Genomic DNA, 24759 nt, shown 5'->3' with positions numbered 1-24759 from the left:
TCCAAGCACTTGCGACGGAAATCCGGCGACAATTTGTCTTCCGGAGTTTCGCGTGTTTACCTCAACCGCTCGTTAAGGGCAACGCACGGGCGGATTTGCACCGCCCGGCGTGGCATTTGTGCACTATTGATCGCGCGGCAAAGTTTCGGGCGACATGCACCTAGAGCCGGCCGAGCGCCTTCAGCTCATGCAGCACGGCGGCATCACGCGCGGAGATATCGGGAAAGGCAGGATCCTGCCCGACATCGGCCGTGTAGCGCCAGGAACGCGCGCATTTGACCAGGCCGCGGTCCTCGGCTTTCTCGACCACCACGGCGACGCCCTTGACATCGTCGAGGGTGAAGGCGCCTTCCGGCGCCTGGCCATGGGCAATGACGAGATCGCTGGTGATCGCCATCTCGGCCATGTCGACGTCCGATATCGCCGCTTCGAGCGCTGCGTCGTTGATGGTGACGACCGGCACCGCTTCCAGTGAGGAGCCGATCACCTTCTGGGCACGCGCGATCTCGAGCGCGCCGGTGACGACGCGGCGCACCTGCCGCACCTTGCGCCACTTTTCCGCCAGCGCCTCATTCTTCCAATCTGCCGGAATTTCAGGGAACTGGTCGAGATGCACCGAAACGGCATCGGGATGACGGTCGAGCCAGGCCTCTTCCATGGTGAAGGGCAGCATCGGCGCCAGCCATTTCACCAGGCAGTCGAAAAGATTGCGCACTACCTGCACCGAGGCCTTGCGCTTCACGCTTGACGGTCCGTCGCAGTAGAGCGCGTCCTTGCGGATGTCGAAATACAAGGCCGACAGCTCGACCACCATGAAATCGATGAGCGCGCGGGTGATGCGCTTGAACTCGAAGGCGTCGTAGCCCTGGCGCACCACCTCGTCGAGTTCGGCCAGCCGATGCAGCATCAGCCGCTCAAGCTCCGGCATCGCTTCCAGCGGCACGGTCTCGCCATCGTCATGGGCGAGCGTGCCCAGCATCCAGCGAATGGTGTTGCGCAGCTTGCGGTAGGCGTCGATATTGGTCTGCAGCACGTTCTTGCCGAGCCGCTGGTCTTCCCAATAATCCGTCGTCACCACCCATAGGCGCAATATGTCGGCGCCCGACTGCTTGATGACGTCCTGCGGCACCACCGTGTTGCCGAGCGATTTCGACATCTTGCGTCCGTCCTCGTCCATGGTGAAGCCATGGGTGACGACGGTGTCATAAGGCGCCCTGCCCCTGGTGCCGCAGCTTTCGAGCAGCGAAGAGTGGAACCAGCCGCGATGCTGGTCGGACCCTTCGAGATAGACGTCGGCCGGCCATTTCAGGTCAGGGCGATCCTCCAGCGTGAAAACATGCGTCGAGCCCGAATCGAACCAGACGTCGAGGATGTCCATCACCTGCTTCCATTTGGACGCATCGTCATTACCGAGGAAGCGTTCCTTGGCGCCGGCGGCGAACCAGGCGTCGGCGCCCTCTTCCTCGAAGGCGTCCATGATGCGCTGGTTGACCGCCGCGTCCTTCAGAACGTTGCCGTCCTCATCGGCGAAGACGGCGATCGGCACGCCCCAGGCGCGCTGGCGCGACAGCACCCAGTCGGGGCGCTCCTCGATCATGGCGCGGATGCGGTTCTGGCCCGCAGCCGGCACGAAGCGCGTGTCGTCGATGGCCTTCAAGGCGCGGCTGCGCAGTGTCGTGCCGTCGCCGAGGTCCTTGTCCATGTAGACGAACCATTGCGGCGTGTTGCGGAAAATCACCGGCTTCTTCGACCGCCAGGAATGCGGGTAGCTGTGCTTCAGGCGGCCGCGCGCGAAGAGCGCGTTGCGCTTGATCAGCTCGTCGATCACGGCCTGGTTGGCGTTGCCCTTCTTGCCATTGTCGTCGATGACACGCGCGGCCCCGCCCTCGCGATCCGGGCCGAAGCCTGGCGCGTCCCTGGTGAAGAAGCCGGCATCGTCGACAGTAAAGGGGATCACGGTGTCGATGCCACGCGTGCGCAGCTGGGGTGCGGCGTCCATCCAGGCGTCAAAATCCTCGCGCCCATGGCCAGGCGCGGTGTGGACGAAGCCGGTGCCGGCATCGTCAGTCACATGATCGCCCGCAACCATCGGCACCGGGAACTCGTAACCGCCGCCGAGACCCTTGAACGGGTGTGAAAGCACAAGATTTCCAAGCTGTTCGGCGCTGACATCGTGAAGGCGCTTCAAGGTGACCTTGGCCTTGGCCTGGCTTTCCTCGGCCAGCGCGTCGGCGAAGATCAGCTTCTCACCCGGCTGCGGGCCAAAGGCATTCTCGGCCGCCGTCACCTCATAGAGCCCGTAGGCGACGCGCGGCGAATAGCTGACGGCGCGGTTGCCGGGGATGGTCCAGGGCGTCGTGGTCCAGATGACGACATGGGCGTCCAGCAGATCCAGCGACCGTCCGCTCAGGTCTGGATTGAGCTCCGCCGGCTGCCCGTCCACGACATTGGCGACGACAAGATTGGCCACCGGAAACTTCGCCCAGATCGTGTCTGACTCATAGTCCTGATACTCGATCTCGGCTTCGGCCAATGCGGTGCGCTCGACGACGCTCCACATCACCGGCTTCGAGCCGCGATAGAGCTGGCCCGACAGGGCGAATTTCAACAGTTCGCCGGCGATGCGCGCCTCGGCATGGAAAGCCATCGTCGTATAGGGATTCTTGAAGTCGCCGATGACTCCAAGCCGCTGGAACTCGCCACCCTGCACCGTGATCCAGTGCGCGGCGAACTCACGGCATTCCTTGCGGAATTCGTTGACCGGCACCTCGTCCTTGTTCTTGCCCTTGGCGCGGTACTGCTCCTCTATCTTCCACTCGATCGGCAGGCCGTGGCAGTCCCAGCCAGGCACGTAGTTCGAATCATAGCCGCGCATCTGGAAAGAGCGGGTGATGACGTCCTTTAGGATCTTGTTCAGCGCATGGCCGATGTGGATATTGCCGTTGGCGTAGGGCGGGCCGTCATGCAGCACATATTTCGTGCGGCCGGCGGCACTCTCACGCAGCTTGGCGTAGAGGTCCATGTCCTGCCAGCGCTTGACCAGCACCGGCTCCTTCTCAGGCAGGCCGGCGCGCATCGGGAAATCCGTCTGCGGCAAATAAAGCGTCTTGGAATAGTCGATCGTTTCAACAGTGTCGGTCATTGATCTGCCATCTGCGTAGCCCGTCGGCACAAAGCCGGGCGTTGAAGTCTTTGATTGACGCACATCGTTCCCAAAACCGGACCCACTTTTGGGCGATATGCGTCGATGTTCTGAAAAAGCGCGAGGGCGCGCGCGAAACTCCCGGCGGTTCCGGCGGCGCTCAGGCCACCTGGAACACCGGGCCAGTAATTCGTATCGCGATCGCGAAAAGGCGCGAAAAGCTCATCATGGCGTGGCTTTTAGCGGAGATGGACGCAGGAATAAAGCGTCTCGTTCGATTCGCCTACATCTTGAAGTCGAAGCGATAGGTGGTCGACACACCGACCATGAACTGGTTGCGGTCGCCGCGCTCCCTGACCAGGCTGGAATCGGCTGCCGGCCCCTCCAGGCGCGAATATTCGCCGAACAGGCTGGCTGTCATCGGATCGGTTACCTTCCAGGTCACCGCGCCGCCCAGGCCGACGGATTTCAGGCCGCCACCGGGATTATACTGGCTCAGGCCCGAGGCCACGGCTTCCTGCGCGTTGACGCCATAATAGGCGTCGAAATAGTTCGCCGAAGCAAAGGACACGCGCGGGCCGCCCGAAATCCTGACCGTTGGCGTCACATCGTAGAAGGCGTCGGCGGCGATATCGGCGACAAAGCCGTTATGGGCACGGATGCCATGACGCAATTCGGCGCGCGCGCGCATCCAGTCCGTCGGATAGAATTCGAAGAAGCCGCCGACTTCGCCGCCCCAGCGCACCGGATCGAGTCCCTCGAGTTCGTCGTCGCTGCTGCGCGAAAACAGGAACTTGCCGGTCAGGCCGGCGCGGACTCCGCCATCATCGACCAGCGCCAGCGAAATATTGTCATTGCGCGAGGTGAAGCGAGCCTGGGGACCGGCCTTGCCCAGGGAGATGATGGGCTGGGCGCTGAGCATGTATTTCTTGCCGCCCTCGAAATTCGGCGCGACCATGCCCGTGGCGCCAAGCGTCAGGTACCAGTCGCCGGACAGCCAGCCGAAGGGGCCGTCGCCGGCCTCGGCCGCGGAAGCGCCCAGCAAGGAGGCCGTCAGAAGCAGCGGAATCGCTCGGACAATACGCATCGATACCCCATACGCGAAACACGCCGGAACAAACACCCGGCATCGCTCAAGCCATGGCGCCAGTTCGGTAAAATTTGACTTAACATCCGTAACAGTTGCGTCGGCCAACCGTGTGTCCGGCCGCACCGGATCAGACGCGGCGCGGCGCGGTCGGCAGGTCCAGCAGCCCTCTCACGGCCTTGCTGCCCTTGCCGGCAATGCGGGCCGATCCGTCGTCACCCACCTCCACCGTTGCACCGTTGGCAAAGCTTAGCGACCAGCCGTCGCCCTTGGGGTTACGGCGGCGGTCGGTAAGCTCGATGCCGGCAGCGGTGACAAGGGCGACGATTCCGTCAGCGTTCATCGTTTTCCTACGGACACGGGCCTTCACTTGAGGTCGAGCCCGGCGGTAAGATCGCCGAGCGGCGGTTCGCCATGCGCGGCGACGGCCCTGTCGCGAACCACGATGCCGTGCAGCACCGGCAGTTCGAAGCGCTCGGTGATGAAGCGCAGGATCGAAGTCGTGTCATAGGGCGACTGATCGACATAGCCGTGCTTGGCAAAGGGCGAAACGATGATGGCGGGGACGCGTGTGCCCGGCCCCCAGCGGTCGCCCTTGGGCGGAGGGACGTGATCCCAGATGCCGCCATTCTCGTCATAGGTGACGACGACCAGCATATGCGGCCATTGCGGGCTTTTCTCAAGATGGGCGACGACGTCGGCGATATGGCGATCTCCGGCCTCGATGTCGGCATAGCCGGAATGCTCGTTGAGATTGCCCTGCGGCTTGTAGAAGGAGACCTGTGGCAGGGCGCCGTCGTCGATCGCTTGGATGAAGCTAACGCCGCCCAGCCCACCGTCGCGCAAATGTTCGCGCCTGGCTTCGGTACCCGGCGCGTAATTGGCATAATAGTTGAACGGTTGGTGGTGGTACTGGAAATTCGGAACCGGCGACTTGTTGCCATGGTCGAGCGTGTACTGCCAGGCGCCCGAATACCATGCCCAGGTGATGTGCTTTAGGCTAAGCATGTCGCCGATGGTCGGCTCCGTCTGGGGCGGCAGCATGGTGGGCTTGGCCGGATCCGCAAGGAGCGGATCGCCGCCAGGCGCCGGATCGGTGCCGCTCGGCTGGTAAGGCGGCTGCATCGTGTTCACCGCATGGAAGTCCGGCGTCAGATTGCCATCGGAGACAAATTTCGGAATGCCGTCGCGCGCCGATTTCGGCGAATTGTCGGCGATCTTCAGCGCTGTGCCGCTATCATCCGTCACCGAAATCGACGGTTTGGCCGGGCTTTTGTCGGCATCGGCGTAGTAAGGCGCGCAAGCGCAGATCAGCCATTGGTGGTTGAAAAACGAGCCGCCGAACCCACCCATGAAGAAATGATCGGCCAGCACGTATTTCTGCGCAACCGCCCACATGTCGGTCTTGGAGGCGTCCCAGTTGCTCATCGGCATGGCGCCTGAATCGGCCCAGGCAACGAACATGTCGTTCTTGCCGCCGTTGATCTGCATCTGGTTCTGGTAGTAGCGATGCCAGAGATCGTGCGTTGTGACGCTGAGCGGAACGTTGAAACCCTTTGCGTCGTTCACGGTGAACGGCGCGTTTGGAAGGTGCTCGGTCATCGCCTGCGTCACCGGCGGCGTGACGCCCTTGGCGGTCAGCCCGTCCCACACCGGCGGCAGTTCGGACAGCACCGAGCCGTCACGGTCGCGCTGCTGCAGGCTTTCCTGGCTGGCTTTGTCGATGCCTTCGGCACCGGGAAAATGGCCATAGAGATTGTCGAAGGCGCGGTTCTCGGCGAAGATGACGACCACCGTTTCTATCTTGGTGATGCCATCCGGCGGATCGCCGGGCTGCGCTGCGAATGCGGAAGCCGCATTGGCAGCGAACAGGGCGAAAGTTGAGGAAAACAGGGCGAGCCCATGGGATCGCTTCATTGTCATACCTCCCTGATGCAAAGCGGGATGACACCAGCTTCGCCGCGCCTTTGCAATAGCCACCGCGCTGGACGGGTAGTGCCATTGGGATTACCTTCCTTCAACCGCAGGATGCGCGGCCAGATGTGGAGGGAGATGGATCATGACCTTGCACGGCGATACACTGAAGAACGCGATCGGCCAGACGCGGGAAAAGTGGGGGTGGTTTGTTGGTCTGGGCGTGGTGCTGCTGATCCTCGGCGGCATTGCTTTCGGCAATCTGTTCATCGCCACAGTTGCTTCCGTCTATGTCGTCGGCTGGCTGATGCTGGTGGCCGGCATCATCGAGATCATGCATGCTTTCGGGGTCAAGACCTGGGGCCGCTTCTTCTACTGGCTGCTCAGCGGGCTGCTTTATGCGGTCGCCGGATTTTTCGCTTTCGACAATCCGCTGCTGGCCTCGGCGGTGCTGACCTTCCTGCTGGCCGTTGCGCTCGTCGCTTCCGGCGCGCTGCGGGCCTGGGTCGGCTACAGCCACCGTCCGGAACAGGGCTGGGGCTGGATCGTCGCGGCAGGCCTCATCAGCGTGCTTGCCGGCCTGATCATCGCCATGGGGTGGCCGGTCAACAGCCTGTGGGTGCTCGGACTGTTCCTGGCGATCGACCTGATCTTCCAGGGCTGGACCTTTATCGCGGTCGGCCTGGCGTTGAAAAAGTAAGTCAGAAGGCAATCGCCGCGTCGAGCTGCGAAAGCGGCTTGACGCCGGCAAGCAGCGCCCGGGCCTCGGCTTCATCGCGCTTCATCTGCACCACCAATGCATCGAGGCCGTCGAATTTGATCTCGCTGCGCAGGAAGCCGAAGAACGAGACCTCGCAGGTCTCGCCGTAGAGATCGCCGGAAAAATCGAAGACAAAGGTTTCCAGAAGCGGTGCGCCATTGTCGTCAACGGTCGGGCGGCGGCCGAAGCTGGCGACGCCGTCATGCAGCGTGCCGTCGGCGCGGCGGAAGCGGAGGGCATAAATCCCTTCCTTCAGAGTCGCTTCCGGTGAAAGCCTCATGTTGGCGGTGGGAAAGCCCAGCGTGCGGCCGAGCTGCTGCCCGCCGATCACTTCGGCCTCGACCGTGAACCGATAACCCAGCAGACCGGCGGCCTCGACTACCTCGCCATCGCAGAGCAGGGCCCGGATCCGGCTCGACGAAACTACCTCGGCGCCCTCGTCGCGAAAAGCGTCGACGAGCGTGACGCCAAAGCCATGGCGCTCGCCGGCTGCCATCAGATAGGCCGGTCCGCCCTGGCGGTCCTTGCCGAAATGGAAATCGAAGCCGGTCACGGCGTGGGTGATGCCGAGCGTCCTCTCCAGTACGTCGGTGACGAAGGCTTCCGCCGAAAGCGCCGCGAAGTCGCGCGTGAACGGCTGCTCGACGAGCGCGGCAAAACCCAGCAAGGACAAGAGGCGCGCCTTCATCGGCGGCGGCGTCAGCACGAACAGCGGCATGTCGGGTCTGAAGACCTTTCGCGGGTGCGGTTCGAAGCTCAGCACCAGGGCCGGCACTTCGCGCCGCACAGCCTCGGCCAGCGCCCGTTCGAGCACCGCCTGATGACCACGGTGGACGCCATCGAAATTGCCGATCGCGACAACGCCGTCACGCAGATCGGCGGGCAGCGGCGCGGTCGCGGTGAGATGCTGGAAGCCTACCATTGCCACCTACTGCAGTCTGACCATGACGGCCACGGGACGATAGCCGTGCCGCTCCAGGAAGAGCCCGAGCTTGGCCGGATCCGGCCGGGATGCATCGCCATAGTCGCGGGCATGGATGCCGCCGGAAACATAGAGAACGTCGAAACCATTGTCGGCCGCCCCCTTCACATCGGTCATCACCCCATCGCCGATGGCCAATACCCGAGAACGCTCGACCTGCCGGCCAAGCACCTCCGCCACCTCCTTCATCGCAAGGTCGTAGATCGGCGCGTAGGGCTTTCCGGCGATCAGCGTGCGGCCGCCAAGCTGGGCATAGTCGCGCGCCAGCGCGCCGGCGCACCAGATGATGCGTTCGCCACGCTCCACCATGATATCGGGATTGGCGCAGATGAATGGCAGGTTCCTGGCACGCAACCGGCGCAGAAGATCGGTATAATCCTCAGGCTTCTCGACCTCGTCATCGAACAGGCCGGTGCATACGACGCCGGCGGCCTCGAATTCCTCGACCAGGTCGACATCGAGGCCGTCGTAGAGGGTCAGATCGCGGTCGGCGCCGATGTGGAAGATCTTGCGTGGGCCTTCCGCGATCAGGTCGCGGGTCACGTCGCCCGAGGTCACCACACGGTCGTACGCTGACGGCGGAACGCCGATCGCACTCATCTGAGCCACGACATCGGCGCTGCGGCGGGGCGAATTGGTGATGAGAACAACGGGAATGCCGGCTGCCCTTGCCCTGGCCAGCGCCACCGCAGCCGCCGGGAAATGCCATTCGCCATTGTGCACCACGCCCCAGACATCGCAAAGAATTGCCGAATAGGCTTTTGAGACGTCTTCAAGCGAGCCGACGATGTCAGGCGAATCCGCCATGCCGTTTCCTTCAATATGAGCGTTGCGAGTGCGTCGGCCGACGGTTCGCCGCAGCGGGTTCGAATTATCCGAACCGATCCGTGCTGTCATCAGCTTTCACCCGGAGATCGACGCGAAGGGCGAACTGTGCGCCCGATCGGCCTACGTTGGCACCCAAAGCCACCACTGGACAGCATATGGTTAACGCGCGTTGAAAGGGCGGCTCGACCTTGGACATATTACGGCAACGTGAAATTTAACGATTTATGACACGATCCCCACCGATTATCGATTTGGCGGGGGTATTTTGGAACAATGATCCGGAGATTCGGAAGCGATCGGCGTGGCAATTACGCGCTCATGACTGTCGTCGCCATGGTACCGCTCATGGGTGGCCTGGCAATCGGCGTCGACTATACGGAAATGACGCGGCAGCGACAAAACGCCTTGAACGCCCTGGACGCGGCCGGCGTCGCCACTGCCCAGCAGATCGTTGCCGGCGCCAGCGACACCGATGCCAAGGCCTACGCCAAGAATTTCTTCGAAGCCAATCTCGCGCATATCGATCCAGCCAACACCACGCTCGCCGTGACGCTGCCCAATAACAACGCAGGCGGCGGCACCTTGAAGCTCTGCAGCACCTTGACCTACAAGCCCTACTTCCTGCCGACTGCAAAAGTGCTGGTGGGTGGCAGCGCCGCCAACAGAGACATCAGCTTCGGCGCATGCTCCGAAGTCCGACTGAAGAATACGCTGGAAGTGTCGCTGGTGCTCGACAATTCCGGCTCGATGACGGAACTCGGCAAAGGATCAAACAAGGTACGCTTCGACCTTCTCAAGGATGCCGCGAAGCAGCTGGTCGACCAGTTGGCTGGCCAGGCGCAGATGATGAAGCAGGTCACCAACCCAGTCCAGTTCAGCCTCGTTCCCTTCGCCGCATCGGTCAATGTCGGCCCGGGCAACGCTTCGGCATCCTGGATGGACACCACCGGGATTTCGCCGATCCATCACGAGAATTTCGACTGGGCGAGCATGAGTTCGACCTATTCGTCCACCAAGTATGCCCAGAACATCGCCGGCGTCTGGTACGCCAAAGGCAGCGGTTGGGACGCAACCCAGAAGGACCTGCCCCTGACCCGCTTCTCCATCTACAACCAGATGAAGCGCACCGCCACTGCCACCTATGTCGCGCAGTTCAAATGCACCGCCACCTACTCCAATGGCTCATGCAAGACTTGGCAAAGCGGCTACAACTATACCTATGGAAGCGTCGCTTCCTGGGGCGGCTGCGTCGAATCTCGACCGTATCCTTACAATGTCAACGACACCGAGGGGGCGACCGGGACGCCAGCGACGCTGTTCGTGCCCATGTTCGCGCCCGATGAAACCGATCTCACCGACAGCAACAACCCACCTCGCCCCGCCAACAACAATTGGCTTGCCGACGGGTCGACGGGCACGAGCGCGGTACGTCAGCGCTACATGCCGAAATATTTTACCGACCCGGGCACCACGGTTACTCCAGCCTACGGCATGGATGCCGGCCCCAACACGAGTTGCAGCACGACCGCGATCACGCCTCTGACCGACGTTTCCACGACAACCGGAGCGAACACAGTCAAGGCGGCCATCGACGCCATGGCCGCCGACGGCGCCACCAATGTTCCGGAAGGCATGGCCTGGGGCTGGCGGACCCTTTCCAGCACTGCCCCGTTCACCGAAGGCAGACCCGAGACAGAAAGAGGCAACGACAAGGTTCTGATCGTCCTGACCGATGGTGCGAACACCTATTACACACCAACGTCGGTGACGGCTCAGAGCTACTCTGGAACCAACTGGAACTATGGCGGCAACGATCTGGCGGGCAGCAAGGCCATCTATTCGGCGCTCGGCTACATCGTACCCTTCAGCAACGCCTACACCTATGGTCGGATGTTCCTTGGCACCAGCAACAGCGTCAGCAAGACCGACTATTCCAACGCCAACTACACCAAGGCGATGAACGAGTACTTCACCACGCTGTGCAGCAACGCCAAGGCCGCCAACATCATGGTCATGACCATTGCGCTCGACCTCGATGCCACCAAGACGGCGGAAAAAACACAGATGGATGCGCTGAAAGCCTGTTCGTCGGATTCCCGCTTCAGCAAGGATCCGACCGATCCGAGCAAGCCGATGAAACTGTTCTGGAATTCGACCGGAGCGACACTCTCCGACGATTTCAAGGCGATCGGCAATGAACTGTCCAACCTGCGCATCGTCAGCTGATCGCCAAACTGCGAACGCCCTGCCCCGACAGGGCGTTTGCCTTAGAGTCGGACTCGAAAAGAGGTCAATGATAGCAATATCTTGAGAGACGGCGCGTGATGAGGCGTATGTGGGCGATCATGATCCACGCCTCGGCGGAAGCGACGGATTTCTCGAAGTCCTTCGCCAGCCTTCTGCATCTGCCGAGCCATGCGAAGGTCCGTTCAACGACCCATCTGCGCGGTAGAACCTCGAAGCCCTTTGCCTTGTCGGATCGCTTGATGATTTCCAGTGTCCAGTGCCCGATTTTCCGCAGTCGCCTTTTCAGCTTGTCACCCGCGTAGCCGCCATCGGCAAAGACATGCAGCAGCCAAGGCCATCTTTGGCGGATGGATTTCAAGAGGTCCGGAGCACCGTCCCTGTCCTGAATGTCAGCGGTATGGACCATGAGACCGACCATCAGGCCGAGCGTGTCGACAAGGATGTGACGTTTGCGTCCCTTGATCTTTTTTCCGGCATCATAACCCCGAATGCCGCCGCTTTCGGTGGTTTTCACGCTCTGGCTGTCTATGACGCCTGCCGTCGGGCTGGCCTCTTTGCCTTCCAACTCGCGTGCTTCCATCACGAGATGATGGTTGATCCGGCTCCACAGACCCGTTGCTCTCCATTCGTAGAAATAACGCTGAACGGTTGAACAGGGCGGGAAATCCTTCGGCAGCATACGCCACTGGCAACCCGTCGAGGCGATGTAGAGCAGCGCGTTCAACACCTCTCGCAAATCTGTGGTGCGGGGACGCCCGACACGTCGCGCCGCTGGCAGAAAGGGCTGCACCAGGCTCCATTCACGATCCGTCAGATCGCTTGCATAACGGGTCGCGCGCCGGGCATAGTGCCGACGGGTGATTTCAGTCCAGGCCATCGTGAGCTCCATCGAATCTTTGCAAATCCGACGGAATCACAACCTATTGAAATCACCCACTTCTTTTTGAGGCAGTCTCTTAGACCGGATCGGGGCCGCAGGCTTGCATTGGTTAGCGGTTGGTGAAGCGTCGACCAAGCAATAGAGCGGTTTCCCAAACCCGGCCTTCAGCGTTTTGTGGAAGGCTGGCGTCAATCGAGAATCCGCCGGCGGGGGCCGCTGCAAGTCATGCATGAACTTTGGCGTCAGTTCGGCCGCGACCGGCGCGGCAACTATGCTCTTATGACTGTCGTGGCGATGGTACCGCTGATGGGCGGCCTGGCGATCGCGGTCGACTTCACGGAAATGAACCGCGAAAAGCAGATGGTGACGAATGCGCTCGACGCCGCCAACTTCGCCACGGCGCGCCGGCTGACGGAAGGCGCGACCGACGACCAGTTGAAAGCCTATGCGCTCGACTTCTTCAACGCCAACCTGAACGATGTCGATCCGGCCAGCGCGACGCTCAACGTCACCTTGCCCAGCAACACCAGCGGCGGCGGCCTGCTCACGATGACGGCGCAGCTTGCCTACAAGCCTTATTTCTATCCTGCCTTCGCCCAGCTCGTCGGCAAATCGGCAACCGATGCGAATCAAAGGATCAACTTCAACGTCACTTCCCAGGTGCGGCTGAAGAACACGCTGGAAGTTGCTCTGGTGCTCGACAATTCCGGATCGATGACCACGCTCGGCACGGGCTCAGGCCAGAAGCGCATCGATCTTCTCAAGACCGCGTCCAAGCAGCTGGTCGACACGCTGGCCCAGCAGGCGGTCATGATCAAGCAGGTCGACAAGCCGGTGCAGTTTGGCCTCGTGCCCTTTGCCGCTTCGGTCAATGTCGGCCCCGCCAATGGCAACGCTTCGTGGATGGACACGGAGGGCCTGTCGCCGGTGTCGAACGAGAATTTCGACTGGTCGACACTGAACGCGGCCAACAAATACGCCCAGCAGACCAACGGCATCTGGTACAAACGCGGCACTGGCTGGGGCAGCGAGGAAGGGCAGATGCTGACCCGATTTTCACTCTACCGGGACATGAAGGTCGTCACCAACCACGAGCGTGTCGTCAACAGCAAGCGGGTGGTTTGCGACGAATACAATTCGAACAACACCTGCAAACGCAGCCACGACGAATATGACTACATCGATTCCTACGGCCCGTTCGCCAGTTGGCAAGGCTGCGTGGAGGCCCGGCCCTATCCCTACAATGTCAACGACGCTTCGCCGTCCGGCGGCTCGGCCAACACAGGCATAGGCATCGGCGATCCGGCAACGATGTTCGTGCCGATGTTCGCTCCGGACGAACCCGGCAATCACTGGAAGCTCACGCAGGATCCCGACGAGGCCGCCCCGGTGACCTACGGCGCGGTTAACAGCTGGTGGAATGACGATCCTACGAGCAGCACCGGTCAAGCGCGGCTGCGAAACATGGCCAAATATTTCCAGCCGCGGCCGATCGATGCGCCGGCGCTGCCCGCCGGCAACGGCCCGAACTACAGTTGCACCACCAATCCGATCACACCACTGACCGATGTGAGCGTCGCCGATGGGGCCACCGCGATCAAGGCGGCGATCGACCTGATGCAGCCGAATGGCGGCACCAATGTTCCCGAGGGCATGGCGTGGGGCTGGCGGGTGGTCTCAAGCGGCGAACCGTTCACGCAAGGGCGCCGGGAAACGGAAAAAGGCAATGACAAGGTGGTGATCGTGCTGACCGACGGCGCCAACACCTACTACACGCCGTCCTCGCTTGGCTATTCGGACCCCGCCAACTCGAAATCGACTTACGCGTCCTACGGCTATCTCAACCCCGGCTACAACGGCACCTCGATCGGCCGCATGTTCATGGGCACATCGGGCGCCATCGGTCAGTTCGACTATTCGAACGGCAACTACACCAATGCGCTCAACGAACAGATGGCAACGCTTTGCAACAACGCCAAGGCGGCCAACATCATGGTGATGACGGTGGCGCTCGACCTATCGACAAGCCAGGCCAGCGACAAGCTGGCGATCAATGCGCTGAAATCCTGCTCATCGGACTCGCGCTTCCGCAAGGACCCGACGGATCCGAGCAAACCGGCGAAGCTGTTCTGGAATGCGACCGGCGCCAGCCTGTCGAACGACTTCAAGGAAATCGGCAACGAACTGTCGAACCTGCGGGTGGTCGGCTAAGGCACGCCGCGTCGAAACGGCGCTTTGGGTCCTCCTTATGCATGTCGTTGTCCCGAAACCGGAGGCGCTTTGGAGCGACATGCCGTAACCGCTCCTCTGGCGCAACGCCTGGTGCCGGGAAGCCCTTGCGGGCGCCTGCCGTGACAGGCAGATATTGGCGGCTCGCGGGATCGCATCGCGGGCGTGCTTGGGGACGAACAATGCCCGATACCGCCAACCATATCGCCTTCGCGCTGGTCTGCCTCGGCATGGTGCTGACGCCAGGCCCGAACATGATCTACCTGATCTCGCGCTCGCTGTCGCAAGGGCCGAAGGCGGGACTGATCTCGCTTGGTGGGGTCGCGGTCGGCTTCCTGTTCTATGTGCTGTCGGCGGCGTTCGGCATCACGGCGCTGCTGCTCGCCGTGCCCTATGCCTACGACGCGCTGCGCTTTGCCGGCGTGCTCTATCTGCTGTGGCTTGCCTGGCAAGCGGTGAAGCCGGGCGGACGTTCGCCGTTCCAGGTGCGAGACCTGCCGAAGGACAGGCCGCGCAAGCTGTTCGCCATGGGGCTGATGACCAATCTGCTCAACCCCAAGGTGGCCGTTCTCTATCTGTCGCTGCTGCCGCAATTCATCAGCATCGGCAAAGGCCATGTCCTGTCGCAGCTGTTGGTTCTGGGTGCGACGCAGATCTCGATCAGCCTGACCGTCAATGCCATCATCGCGGTGACGGCCGGTTCGATCGCCACCTTCCTTGCCGGACGGCCATTGTGGCTGGTTATCCAGCGCTGGATGATGGGGGGCGTGCTGACGGCGCTGGCGCTGAAGATGGCGACCGACGCGCAGCGCTGAGTCCCTCCAGCCGGGCATGATCTTTCCCAAAACCGGTTCCGACTTTTGGAGATCATGCTCTAGTCTAGCTACATCGGCCGGCGGATCGGCCGGATCTGTGCCGGCTCGATCACCTTGCGGTAGAGGTGCCAGGTGGCATGGCCCAGGATCGGCATGACCACGGCCAGCCCGGCAAACAGCGGGATCGAGCCGATCACCAGAAGCACGGCAACCAGCAGGCCCCACAGCGCCATCTGCAACGGGTTTGCCATCACCGCCCGGGCCGAGGTTTCGATTGCCGAGACGGCACCGACATCACGGTCGAGCAGCAACGGAAAGGCGATCACCGTTGTGGCCAGCACCACCACGGCAAAGACAAAACCGGCCGCGTTACCAAGCAGGATCAGGGTCCAGCCCTTGCCCGTCGTCAGCACGTCGCGGACAAAGGCGCCGATCGAGGCCGGCGGCTGGTCTCCGAACAGGCTGGTGTAGATCGATTGCGCGGTGAACAGCCACAACAGGAACAGTGCAAACAGCATTATGCCGATGACCGCGATCGACGGCAATGCCGGGGAACGGCGCACGTCCAGTGCATGGCGCCAATTCGTGTTCATGCCGAGCTCGCGCCGGCGGCTGATTTCGTAGAGCCCGATCGCGGCAAAAGGCCCGACCAGGGCAAAGCCCGACATCAAGGGATAGACGAGCTGAATGGCGTTGGAACCCGAGCTCCACTGGGTAAGGATCAGACCGACGATCGGGTAGATCAAACACAGGAACACGTAGTGGGACGGTTTTGCCCAGAAATCCTCGGCGCCGAGCCTGAGCGCATCCCAGAGATCCGCCGTGGTGATGCGGCGCACCGCGGGCTGCACATGCATCCCGTAGGCGTCCGCCATGACATGAAAGCCGGCCATAACCATCCTCCCGTGTGTCGGGGGCGGTCACCGCCGTGATGGCCGCCCGCAGCTGCCACTAGTAGATGTGGCAGCATAGCCGATTTGCCAGGGGTTGTCGCCGAATCGATGGCCTTGGTCAGGTCCTCACGGGATTGTCATCGCCTGCCGGCATAAGCCGGCCGCGCGGAATCTACTGCCGCGCGTTGAAGACCGCCTCGATATGGGCCGTCCGGATCGACGACGAAGGGGGCATAATAATTTGGACCTATGGCGATCAATTGCCGCTGCGCACCCTGAAGACATTGACCTCTACGAAGTTAGTATCTGCGGATAGCCAGCGTACAAGACGACATCAGCCTCACTGTCAGGCGCCGAACGCAACGGCGGCAGCCGACGCAGCCCAGCGTTCGCGCGGGATCCGCTGAAGTCTATTCGGTCTTCGGCGGTACTTCCTTTTTCACGACCGTCTGAGCGTCCGTAGCCTTGGACATGTCAGCCTTCTCGACGCTCGCTGTCGTCGTCTGTGTGTCGACTGACGCCGATACCTTCGAGTGATGATAGGCGCAGTCCGCCGAAGCGGCGGACACGGAGAGGCCCAGTGCGGCAGCGATAGCGAGGAACGTTTTCATCGTCTTTCTCCTCTTTCATTGCTGACGCAGCGTAACCCGCTTGGCCCTGTCCGCAAAATCACATTTGGCCATTCGTCCATTCCGCGGCCGTTGTTCTGTCGGCCATATTGTCAGCCATGCTTTGGCGTGTCTGCGGGTCACGGCGTTCCCGTGGGTGAGGGCGGCTGTAGTCGGGCCCCAGGCCCGGGGCGTCACTATCACGAGCCGCCTCGCCTCATTTTTAGAACCTATGCATTTTAGCGATTGCTTACATTTCTCTTAGATGTCCCGGGCGTATCACCTGGGCATTGCAAACCTTGGCGGCGGACGATGTTCACATTGAGAGGCTTCTGGTCTTCGAAGCGCGGCAACTTTGCCATGGCGACCGCCATAGCGATGCTGCCGATAATGGTTGTGGTGGCCGGCGCGATCGATCTGACGGGCACGAGTGACGACGCCGCGCAATTGCAGAACTCGCTGGACGCGGCTGGACTTGCCGTCGGCACGAAGTGCCTGCCCAGCATGGCCGCGAGTGATGTAGAGGCACTTGGGTTGACATTCTTTTCTGCCAATTTGAGCCTCGCCGACCAGCAGGAATATGCCGCCAGCGTCTCGGCTTTTTCGGCAACCGCTAGCGGCGACCCGAGCGCCTATTACATCTCGCTTTCGTCCAGCATCAACCGTCCGAGCTTCATCAATGGCGCGGCCCCATGGCCAGCTCACCGCTCGGCCACGGTCAAGATGAATCCCGGTGCGCAGGCCTGCGTTCTGGCGCTCGATCCACATGCGTCGGCCGCAATAAGCCTGCAGGGCTCGACCGATGTCTCCATGAGCAGTTGCGTCATCGCGGCAAACTCGGATGCGTCCGATGCTGTCAGCAGGGGCGGTTCCGCGCAGATTTCGGCGGGCTGCGTCTCAACTGTCGGCGGCACTTACGGGCTTTCGCCGCCCAGCGCCAATCTCACCTGCGGAGCCCCACTCGAACATCAATATGCATCTTTCGATCCTCTGGGGGACGTCGTTCCTCCCCCTTACACATTGTGCCTGCCGATCCCGAACGGCAGAACCTATACGCTGTCGCCTGGAACCTATTGCGACAAGACGTTGTCGGGAAACATCACGCTCAATCCGGGCGTCTACATCTTCCGTGGCGTCACCCTAAAACCCGGCGGCAACGGCAGCCTGACCGGTCAGGGCGTGACCTTATTCCTCGTGGAGGGCTCACAGATCACTATAAATGCCAATGAACAGGTGAATCTATCACCACCCACCAGCGGTCCCTACGCCGGCATCACCATTTTCGAGAACCGCGGCAACACCTCGGCCCTGACGCTGAATGGCGGTGCAAATTCCGCGATCAGCGGGTTCGTCTATGCGCCGGACGCGGCGATATCCTTTGCCGGCAACTCAGATATGAGCGGTCAGGGCGACTGCCTGAGACTTGTTGGCTCGACCGTGCAGATGACCGGAAACTCATCCATCAAAACCGACTGCACGGCCGTGTTTGGAAATCGCGAGATGTATGCCAGCCGCCTCATCACGCTTGTGAAATGAGCGGCTAACCCGCATTTCCATCTCAGATCTTACCGCCCTGCCCGGCAAAAGCCATGATCGCCACTATGTCAGTTGGGCATGACAATCGCGAAAACTGCAAACTCGCCAATCCCGCCTCCGAACAGGCGCACGTTGCTCAAGGTCGCCGGCCTTGCAGCCATTGCCGCGCTTTCCGCCTGCAGCACCGTCTCTGTACCGACGGGCGAAGGCGCAGGCGTCTCTTCCTCCGCCACGGCTACTCTGTCGCGCTTGCGCGCCTCAGCCGGGCTCGGCCCGCTGGCGCCGGACGCCCAGCTCGAACAGGCGGCGCTGCAACAGGCCGGCTATATGGCAGCGCGCGAGCGCATGAGCCACACCACGGGCTGGGGCAAGGATTTCGCATCGCGCATGAAGGACAATGGCGTGCGGGGCGCCGCGGCCGAGAACATCGCCGAAGGCCGCTTCGACCAGCAAAAACTGTTCGACATCTGGATGCATTCGCAGGGCCACCGGCGCAACATACTCGATCAGGATTTCAGCCGCTTCGGCCTCGCCTATGTCCGCGACGGGCGTGATCCCAACCTGCGCTATTGGTCGCTGGTACTCGGCAGGTAGCGTCTTGCTAAGGCCGTTTCGGCTATTCGCCAGCACCAACCGGCACGCCAATCCCAATCCATATTGACGGCAGGCGGACCGCCCGCCGCCGGCTCAGTCCATATGCGCCGCAGGTGCGCCGCCGCCGGCCGGACCAGCCTTTGGCTTGCGCAGCAGGAAGACGAACGGAATGGCGGCCAGCGTCATCACCATCAGTATTTTGAAGTCGTTGACGTAGGAGATCATCATCGCCTGGAGATTGACCATGCGATCGACCTCCGACAGCGCCATCGGATCGCCGCCCGCGGCCGCCGGCGAGACGGCCCAGAGATTGGGATTGAACGGGTTGATGAAGGCCGAAAGCTCGGCGTGATTGATTTGTGTGTTGCGCACCAAGAGCACCGTCACGACCGAGACGCCTATCGATGAGCCGAGATTGCGCACCAGGCTGAAGAGCGCGGTTGCGTCGGTGCGGTAGCGTGCGTCAAGCGTGGCGAAGGCGACCGTCGACAGCGGCACGAACACCATTCCCATGCCCAGGCCCTGGATCACGCCGGAGCTGATGATCAGCCAGTTATCCATCTGCGGGGTGAAGCTCGCCATGGTGTAGAGCGACTGCGCGGTCAGCAGAAAACCGATGACGACGAGAATCCTGGCGTCGATCTTTCCCATGATCCGCCCGACGACGAGCATCGAGATCATCGTGCCGATACCACGCGGACCGATGACGATGCCGATGGTGATGGTCGGATAGCCGAAGATGGTCGACAGCATCGGTGGCAGCAGCGACATCGAGGCCAGGATGAGCACACCCATGACGAAGATGAACGCCAGCCCGGTCACGAAATTCTGGTCGAGAAAAATCTTCGGATCGATGAAAGGATGCTCCGCGCTCATCGTGTGAATGATGAACACCCAGAAGCCGGTGATGGCCAAGCCGAGTTCGATCCATATCTCGACCGAGGAAAACCAGTCGACTTCGCCGCCGCGATCCAGCATCAGCTGCAGCGCGCCGACGCCGAGCGATATCATGGCAAAGCCGAAGAAGTCGAAGCTGCGCACCCGCCGGGCAACGGCCGGCAGATAGGCCGCCATGCCGAGGAAGGCGACGATGCCGACCGGCAGATTTATGAAGAACACCCAGCGCCAGTTGAAATTCTCGGTCAGCCAGCCGCCCAGCGTCGGCCCCAGGATCGGTCCCAGCATGATGCCGGCGCCCCAGATGGCCATGGCCTGGCCGTGGCGCTCCTTGGGATTGATGTCGAGCAGGAATGTCTGCGACAGCGGCACGATGGCGGCGCCGAACACGCCTTGCAGCAGCCGGAACAGCACAATGGTTTCAAGGCTCCATGCCAGGCCGCACAGCATGGAGAAGATGGTGAAGCCGACCACCGCCGTCAGGAACAATTCCTTGCGGCCGAAGCGGTCGGCGAGCCAGCCGGTGACCGGCGTCATGATGGCGGCGGCGACGATATAGGAGGTCAGCACCCAGTTGATGTTGTCCGGGGAAGCGCCGAGGTCGCCCGTCATGGTCGGCAGGGCGACATTGGCGATGGTGGTGTCGAGCGCCTGCATGATCGTCGCCAGCATGAGCGCAACCGTGATCAGGCCGCGATGCGGCACTTCTCGAAATGGTTCTGGCGTGCTCATGATGCGGAACTTCCAGCCGGTAACAAAAACGTGTACACAGGGGTTTCCGGGCGGCAAAGCCTTCCGTTGAGAGACCTTCATCGCGGTGGGACGCGGTTATCGATGTGGGGGTTACATCGACCGAAAGTCTCTGATGAGCGGATGCCTGCCGCCCGGAAACATGAGGACCGAAGGGTCCGTGTCGAAGATTTCAGATTTCAGCCAGGCCGCGACGCGGCTTGAACCAAACGCTGATCCTTCTCACTCCTCCCCTCAGACCAATCCTTGGCTGTCCGCTGCCACCTGCCAGGCGCCGCGGACTTCCGCCGACTTACTGCACGACCTCGCCAGCCGTGGCGTGGCCGAATATGGCGGGAAAGCCGCGGGCAACGCCGGTATCGACGGTGACCGAGGCGCTCATGCCGGTCCGCAGCGCCATCTTGGCGTCGGGATCGGTCAGTTCCAGTCGCACCGGGATGCGTTGCGTGACCTTGACCCAGTTGCCGGTGGCGTTCTGGGCGGGCAGCAGCGAGAATTCTGCGCCCGTTCCCGCACCGATCGCCTTGACCGTCGCGTCGAAGGTCTTGCCCGGATAGGTATCGACGACGATCTCAGCCTTCTGGCCCGGCTTCATGTTGGTGAGCTGGGTTTCCTTGAAATTGGCATCGATCCAGGTGTCGTCGGTCTCGACCAGCGAAAACAGCGGCGTGCCGGAGCCGACGAACTGGCCGACCTTGAAGGACGAGGCCTGGGAGATGACGCCATCGGCGGGCGCCTTCACCGTGGTCCGCGCCAGGTCGTAGGCGGCCTTGTCGCGCGCGGCGAGCGCGGCCATCACGGTCGGATGCTTGTCGGTTTCGATATCGGGATTGCCGCCGAGCGCAGCCTTGGCGCTGATGATGCCCTGCTGGGCGACGGCGACCTGCTGCTTTGCCTTGTCGAGATCGTTGCGGGCCTCGTCCAGAGACGATTTGGCGTTGATGCCCTTCTGCGCGAGATCGGCGGCGCGGTCGTACTGCGACTGGGCATAGTCGACCTCGCTGCTGGCGGACTTCTCCTGCGCCATCGACTGGCTGTAGGCGGCGCGCAGCTGCTCGACATTGAGGCGTGCGGCGGCAACCGCGGCGTCGGCCTGGGCAAGCGCGATCCGGTAAGGCTCGGGATCGATGGTGAACAGAAGGTCGCCCTGCTTGACCATCTGATGGTCTGTTATGGCAACCTGGACGATGCGGCCGGCCGTGTCGGAGGCGATCGACACCTTGGCCTGCTGCAGATTGGCGTTCTCCGTCTCCTGATAGCGGCCGCCGGTCACCCAGACATAGCCGCCACCGATAACCAGCGCCGCCGGCAAGACAAGCATCAGGAAGAAGCGGCCCATGCGGCGCTTCTTCTTCGGCGCCGGGACCGGCTGCACGGGAGGAGCGACCGCGACAGGAGCGGCAGCCGGCTGGGCCGGCGCTTCCATCTCCACCTTGGCGGCGTTTTCCTCGACTTTGGCTACCGCGTTCATGCTGCTGCGCCTTTCGTAGGCTCGACTTTTTCCGAGGTATCGCCGTCGGCGAGATTCTGCGCCATCGCATCGAGCGCCCTGATCAGCACGCGACGGTCCTCCGGCAAAACGCCGACGAGCGATTCCTCATAGACTTCGCCGGCCAGGCTCTTGACCTCCGCATAGGCGGCGCTCGCCTTGGCCGTCGTGAAGATCATGCGCACGCGGCGGTCGGCAGCGTCGGCGCGGCGCTCGATCCAGCCGCCCTCCTCCATCCGGTCGACGAGGCGCGAGACACTGATCGGCTCGATTTCGAGCAATTCCGCGAGCCGGGCCTGGGTGACGCCCTCCTCCTTTGCGACACGCACCATCAGGCGCCATTGCGCCGACGACAGGCCGAGCCCGCTGGCGCGCGTCTCGAAACGCTTGCGCATCAGGCGCTGCACGTCGTGGATCAAAAATCCCAATCTGTCGATGCCATCAGAAACCATGAGCGATATATATAATAAGCGTGCTTACTATTCAAGCACCGTGTCGTTCAGAAGCCGGCAAATGTGCATGCCCACCCCGACCGTCGACGATTGGTCGACGCCTCAGCAACCGATGCGCGGCAGCCGGGCAGTGAGAGTCGCCGTTTTGGGCGCTGCAGCCGCTGGTCGCGTATGACATATTCATGTACAGCGCAGGTCAGGATCGGGGGATCGACGCCATGCCGACGCTTTACGCGCTCAAGCCGGCTTTCCAAGGAAGACTGCGGCCGCTGGTCAACCAGCTGGCGGCGAACGGCGTCACCGCAAACAGCATCACCATCCTGGCGGCCCTGATGTCGATCGTGGCTGGAGCGGCCATCGCGATCCTGCACGAATGGCGCTGGCTGCTGCTACTCATTCCCGTGGTGCTGTTCGTGCGCATGGCGCTCAATGCGGTGGATGGCATGCTGGCACGCGAACATGGCCAGGCTTCGACGCTCGGCATGTATCTGAACGAGATTTGCGATGTCGTTTCGGACCTGGCACTCACCCTGCCTTTCGCGGTCTTTCCGCTGTTCAGCGCATGGGGCGTCATCGCCTTCGCCATCGCCGCGGTGCTGGCCGAGTTCGCCGGCGTGCTCGGCATCGCCGCCGGGATCGGGCGCAACTATGCCGGTCCGTTCGGCAAGAGCGACAGGGCGCTGGCACTGAGCGTGGTGGCGGTCCTGTGCGCTGCCGGGCTGTGGCCGGTATCCATCGCGCCTTTTGTGTTTCCGGCCATGGCAACGCTTTCGCTGCTGACCGCCATAAACCGGATACGCGCCGGTCTTATTGGCAGCGCCAGCTGAGCACCGGGCTCGCGATGCCGCCAGAGGGGAAGACGATGATGCACGGACCAATTGCAGCGGTTGCGGAAAGCCCTGCGCGGCAGGCACAAGAGCGTGTCTTCCACAGCCATGACGGAACGGAAATCTTTTACCGGTTCTGGCCGGCGGCCTCCGCCGATGCCAAGGGCGCTGTGGTGCTCTTCCATCGCGGCCATGAGCATGGCGGCCGCATGGCCCATCTCGTCGACGAACTGCAGATGCCGGATCATGCCTTCTATGCCTGGGATGCCCGCGGCAATGGCCGTTCGTCCGGTGAACGCGGCTATGCTCCGTCCTTCTCGGCGCTGGTGCGCGACATCGACTGCTTCATGCGCGAGATGGCCGCCAGGGACGGCTTCGCAACGCAGGACATCGCGCTGATCGCGCAGTCCTTCGGCGCCGTGCTTGCCGCCGCCTGGGTGCACGACTATGCGCCGAAACTGCGCGCCATGGTGCTGGCCTCGCCGGCCTTTTCGGTCAAGCTCTACGTGCCCTTCGCCAAGGAGGGCATCGCGCTCTGGCAGAAGCTCAAGGGCCGTTTTTTCGTCAACTCCTACGTCAAGGCGAAATTCCTGACCCACGATCCCGTGCGCATCGCCACTTTCGAGAGCGACCCGCTGATCACGCGGCCGATCGCCTCCAACATCCTGGTCGAACTCTACCAGCACGCCGCTCGCATCGTTTCGGACGCCCGCGCCATGACCGTGCCGACGCAACTTCTGCTTTCGGGAAGCGACTGGGTGGTGCGCCACGCCCCGCAGCACGAATTCTTCGTCAATCTCGGCAGCCGGACCAAGGAACGCCACGTGTTGCCGGGCTTCTTCCACGACACGCTGGGCGAGCGCGACCGGGCACAGGCCCTCGACCTGATCCGGCCGTTCCTGACCAGGCAGTTCACGACGCCGGACGCGCCCGTTGACCTCAAGCAGGCGGATATTGCCGGATACACGCGCGACGAGGCCGACCGGCTTGCCTCGCCACTGGATCTGTTGTCGCCCAGGGGCCTTTACTGGGCATTCAGCCGCGCCTCCATCCGCATGGGCGCCTGGGTTTCGTCGGGCATGAAGGCCGGTGTCACCACCGGCTTCGATTCCGGCTCGACGCTGGACTATGTCTATGAAAACGAGGCACGAGGGCTGACGCCGCTTGGCCGCTTCGTGGACCGCATCTTCCTGGAGGCCATAGGCTGGCGCGGCATCCGCCAGCGCAAGCTGCATCTGGAAGAACTGATCGGCACCGCGCTATCGACACTCAAGGCCGCCGGCCGCGCCGCCCACATTCTCGACATCGCCGCCGGCCACGGCCGCTATGTTCTCGATGCGATCGTCAAGAGCCCCGATCAGCCGGCAAGCGTGCGCCTGCAGGATTATTCCGACCTCAATGTCGGGCTTGGCCGCAAGCTGATCGCCGAGCGGCAATTGCCGGCCAGCGTCTCGTTCCGGCGCGCCGACGCTTTCGATGCCGACATGCTCGCCGCTATCGATCCGGCGCCGGACCTCGCCATCGTTTCCGGCCTCTACGAACTGTTCTCGGACAATGCGATGATCGCCCGCTCGCTTGGCGGACTGGCCCGCGCCATGCAGCCGGGCAGTCTGCTCATCTACACCAATCAGCCCTGGCATCCGCAGCTCGAGATGATCGCGCGCAGCCTGACGTCCCATCGCGGCGGCCAGGCATGGGTCATGCGCCGGCGCACGCAAGGTGAGATGGACCAGCTCGTCGAAGCCGCCGGTTTCGAGAAGCTCGATCAACGCATCGACCAATGGGGCATCTTCACCGTCTCGGTCGCACGGCGCCTGTAGGACCCGCCG

The 24759-nt window shown here is 62.4% G+C and carries 20 protein-coding genes; 8 read left to right on the top strand and 12 right to left on the bottom strand.

What is annotated here, in order from left to right:
- Nucleotides 1–160: 160 nt before the first annotated feature.
- From ileS to ACVILI_RS16210, 4 genes are all read right to left on the bottom strand, one after another.
- On the bottom strand, nt 161–3142 hold the full coding sequence (gene ileS / locus ACVILI_RS16225; RefSeq protein ID WP_084791490.1) for an isoleucine--tRNA ligase: 2982 nt from the start codon (nt 3140–3142) through the stop codon (nt 161–163).
- A gap of 283 nt (nt 3143–3425) precedes the next feature.
- Nucleotides 3426–4229, bottom strand: a complete 804-nt coding sequence (locus ACVILI_RS16220) for a MipA/OmpV family protein (protein ID WP_027046712.1) — start codon at nt 4227–4229, stop codon at nt 3426–3428.
- Nucleotides 4230–4359: 130 nt separating this feature from the next.
- Nucleotides 4360–4572: a hypothetical protein gene (locus tag ACVILI_RS16215; RefSeq protein ID WP_038646115.1), complete on the bottom strand. Its 213-nt coding sequence runs from the start codon at nt 4570–4572 to the stop codon at nt 4360–4362.
- 23 nt (nt 4573–4595) lie between these two features.
- The gene (locus ACVILI_RS16210) at nt 4596–6152 is read right to left on the bottom strand and encodes an acid phosphatase (RefSeq protein WP_240564727.1); all 1557 of its coding nucleotides are present in this window, start codon (nt 6150–6152) and stop codon (nt 4596–4598) included.
- Nucleotides 6153–6288: 136 nt separating this feature from the next.
- Between ACVILI_RS16210 and ACVILI_RS16205 the strand changes: the two genes are divergently transcribed.
- Nucleotides 6289–6843 carry an HdeD family acid-resistance protein gene (locus ACVILI_RS16205; RefSeq protein ID WP_019857473.1) on the top strand — a complete coding sequence of 185 codons (555 nt, stop codon included), beginning with the start codon at nt 6289–6291 and terminating at the stop codon, nt 6841–6843.
- Between the two features lies 1 nt (nt 6844).
- Here the strand turns inward: ACVILI_RS16205 and ACVILI_RS16200 are convergent, their stop codons facing one another.
- Together ACVILI_RS16200 and ACVILI_RS16195 are read right to left on the bottom strand one after the other, a co-directional pair.
- Nucleotides 6845–7825, bottom strand: a complete 981-nt coding sequence (locus ACVILI_RS16200; protein ID WP_457102543.1) for a bifunctional riboflavin kinase/FAD synthetase — start codon at nt 7823–7825, stop codon at nt 6845–6847.
- Between the two features lie 6 nt (nt 7826–7831).
- Nucleotides 7832–8692, bottom strand: a complete 861-nt coding sequence (locus ACVILI_RS16195) for a TIGR01459 family HAD-type hydrolase (protein ID WP_038646111.1) — start codon at nt 8690–8692, stop codon at nt 7832–7834.
- Between the two features lie 294 nt (nt 8693–8986).
- Here ACVILI_RS16195 and ACVILI_RS16190 point away from each other — a divergent pair, with 294 nt between their 5' ends.
- Nucleotides 8987–10939: a TadE/TadG family type IV pilus assembly protein gene (locus tag ACVILI_RS16190; protein ID WP_038646110.1), complete on the top strand. Its 1953-nt coding sequence runs from the start codon at nt 8987–8989 to the stop codon at nt 10937–10939.
- 64 nt (nt 10940–11003) lie between these two features.
- On the opposite strand, the gene ACVILI_RS16185 is transcribed toward ACVILI_RS16190, so the two are convergent.
- Entirely contained in the window at nt 11004–11837 is an 834-nt protein-coding gene (locus ACVILI_RS16185) for an IS5 family transposase (RefSeq protein ID WP_457102429.1), read from the bottom strand.
- A gap of 228 nt (nt 11838–12065) precedes the next feature.
- Between ACVILI_RS16185 and ACVILI_RS16180 the strand changes: the two genes are divergently transcribed.
- Both ACVILI_RS16180 and ACVILI_RS16175 read left to right on the top strand, forming a co-directional pair.
- On the top strand, nt 12066–14051 hold the full coding sequence (locus tag ACVILI_RS16180; protein ID WP_240564728.1) for a TadE/TadG family type IV pilus assembly protein: 1986 nt from the start codon (nt 12066–12068) through the stop codon (nt 14049–14051).
- A gap of 200 nt (nt 14052–14251) precedes the next feature.
- The gene (locus ACVILI_RS16175; protein ID WP_032929773.1) at nt 14252–14884 is read left to right on the top strand and encodes a LysE family translocator; all 633 of its coding nucleotides are present in this window, start codon (nt 14252–14254) and stop codon (nt 14882–14884) included.
- 68 nt (nt 14885–14952) lie between these two features.
- Here ACVILI_RS16175 and ACVILI_RS16170 read toward each other — a convergent pair whose 3' ends face one another.
- Entirely contained in the window at nt 14953–15777 is an 825-nt protein-coding gene (locus tag ACVILI_RS16170; RefSeq protein ID WP_027046709.1) for a DUF2189 domain-containing protein, read from the bottom strand.
- Between the two features lie 410 nt (nt 15778–16187).
- Nucleotides 16188–16388, bottom strand: coding sequence for a hypothetical protein (locus ACVILI_RS16165; protein ID WP_019857465.1), 201 nt, complete (start codon nt 16386–16388; stop codon nt 16188–16190).
- Nucleotides 16389–16697: 309 nt separating this feature from the next.
- Between ACVILI_RS16165 and ACVILI_RS16160 the strand changes: the two genes are divergently transcribed.
- Together ACVILI_RS16160 and ACVILI_RS16155 are read left to right on the top strand one after the other, a co-directional pair.
- Nucleotides 16698–17921 carry a TadE/TadG family type IV pilus assembly protein gene (locus tag ACVILI_RS16160; RefSeq protein ID WP_457102542.1) on the top strand — a complete coding sequence of 408 codons (1224 nt, stop codon included), beginning with the start codon at nt 16698–16700 and terminating at the stop codon, nt 17919–17921.
- A gap of 78 nt (nt 17922–17999) precedes the next feature.
- On the top strand, nt 18000–18515 hold the full coding sequence (locus ACVILI_RS16155) for a CAP domain-containing protein (RefSeq protein ID WP_038646101.1): 516 nt from the start codon (nt 18000–18002) through the stop codon (nt 18513–18515).
- A gap of 93 nt (nt 18516–18608) precedes the next feature.
- Here the strand turns inward: ACVILI_RS16155 and ACVILI_RS16150 are convergent, their stop codons facing one another.
- The 3 genes from ACVILI_RS16150 to ACVILI_RS16140 all read right to left on the bottom strand — a co-directional run bounded on the left by ACVILI_RS16150 (nt 18609) and on the right by ACVILI_RS16140 (nt 22103).
- Nucleotides 18609–20144, bottom strand: coding sequence for a DHA2 family efflux MFS transporter permease subunit (locus tag ACVILI_RS16150; RefSeq protein ID WP_038646099.1), 1536 nt, complete (start codon nt 20142–20144; stop codon nt 18609–18611).
- A gap of 310 nt (nt 20145–20454) precedes the next feature.
- Nucleotides 20455–21633: an HlyD family secretion protein gene (locus ACVILI_RS16145; protein ID WP_240564729.1), complete on the bottom strand. Its 1179-nt coding sequence runs from the start codon at nt 21631–21633 to the stop codon at nt 20455–20457.
- Nucleotides 21630–22103, bottom strand: a complete 474-nt coding sequence (locus ACVILI_RS16140) for a MarR family winged helix-turn-helix transcriptional regulator (RefSeq protein ID WP_457102541.1) — start codon at nt 22101–22103, stop codon at nt 21630–21632. The genes ACVILI_RS16145 and ACVILI_RS16140 overlap by 4 nt, the downstream gene beginning before the upstream one ends.
- A gap of 218 nt (nt 22104–22321) precedes the next feature.
- On the opposite strand from ACVILI_RS16140, the gene ACVILI_RS16135 reads away from it, so the two are divergent.
- On the top strand, nt 22322–22930 hold the full coding sequence (locus ACVILI_RS16135; protein WP_027046707.1) for a CDP-alcohol phosphatidyltransferase family protein: 609 nt from the start codon (nt 22322–22324) through the stop codon (nt 22928–22930).
- 35 nt (nt 22931–22965) lie between these two features.
- A complete protein-coding gene (locus ACVILI_RS16130; RefSeq protein ID WP_038646087.1) occupies nt 22966–24750 on the top strand; it encodes a bifunctional alpha/beta hydrolase/class I SAM-dependent methyltransferase in 1785 nt (594 codons plus the stop codon).
- The last annotated feature ends 9 nt before the right edge of the window (nt 24751–24759 follow it).

Source organism: Mesorhizobium sp. USDA 4775 (assembly GCF_054062655.1).
The sequence above is the reverse complement of the archived record's forward strand: the minus strand, read 5'-3'. Positions and strand labels throughout refer to the sequence as shown.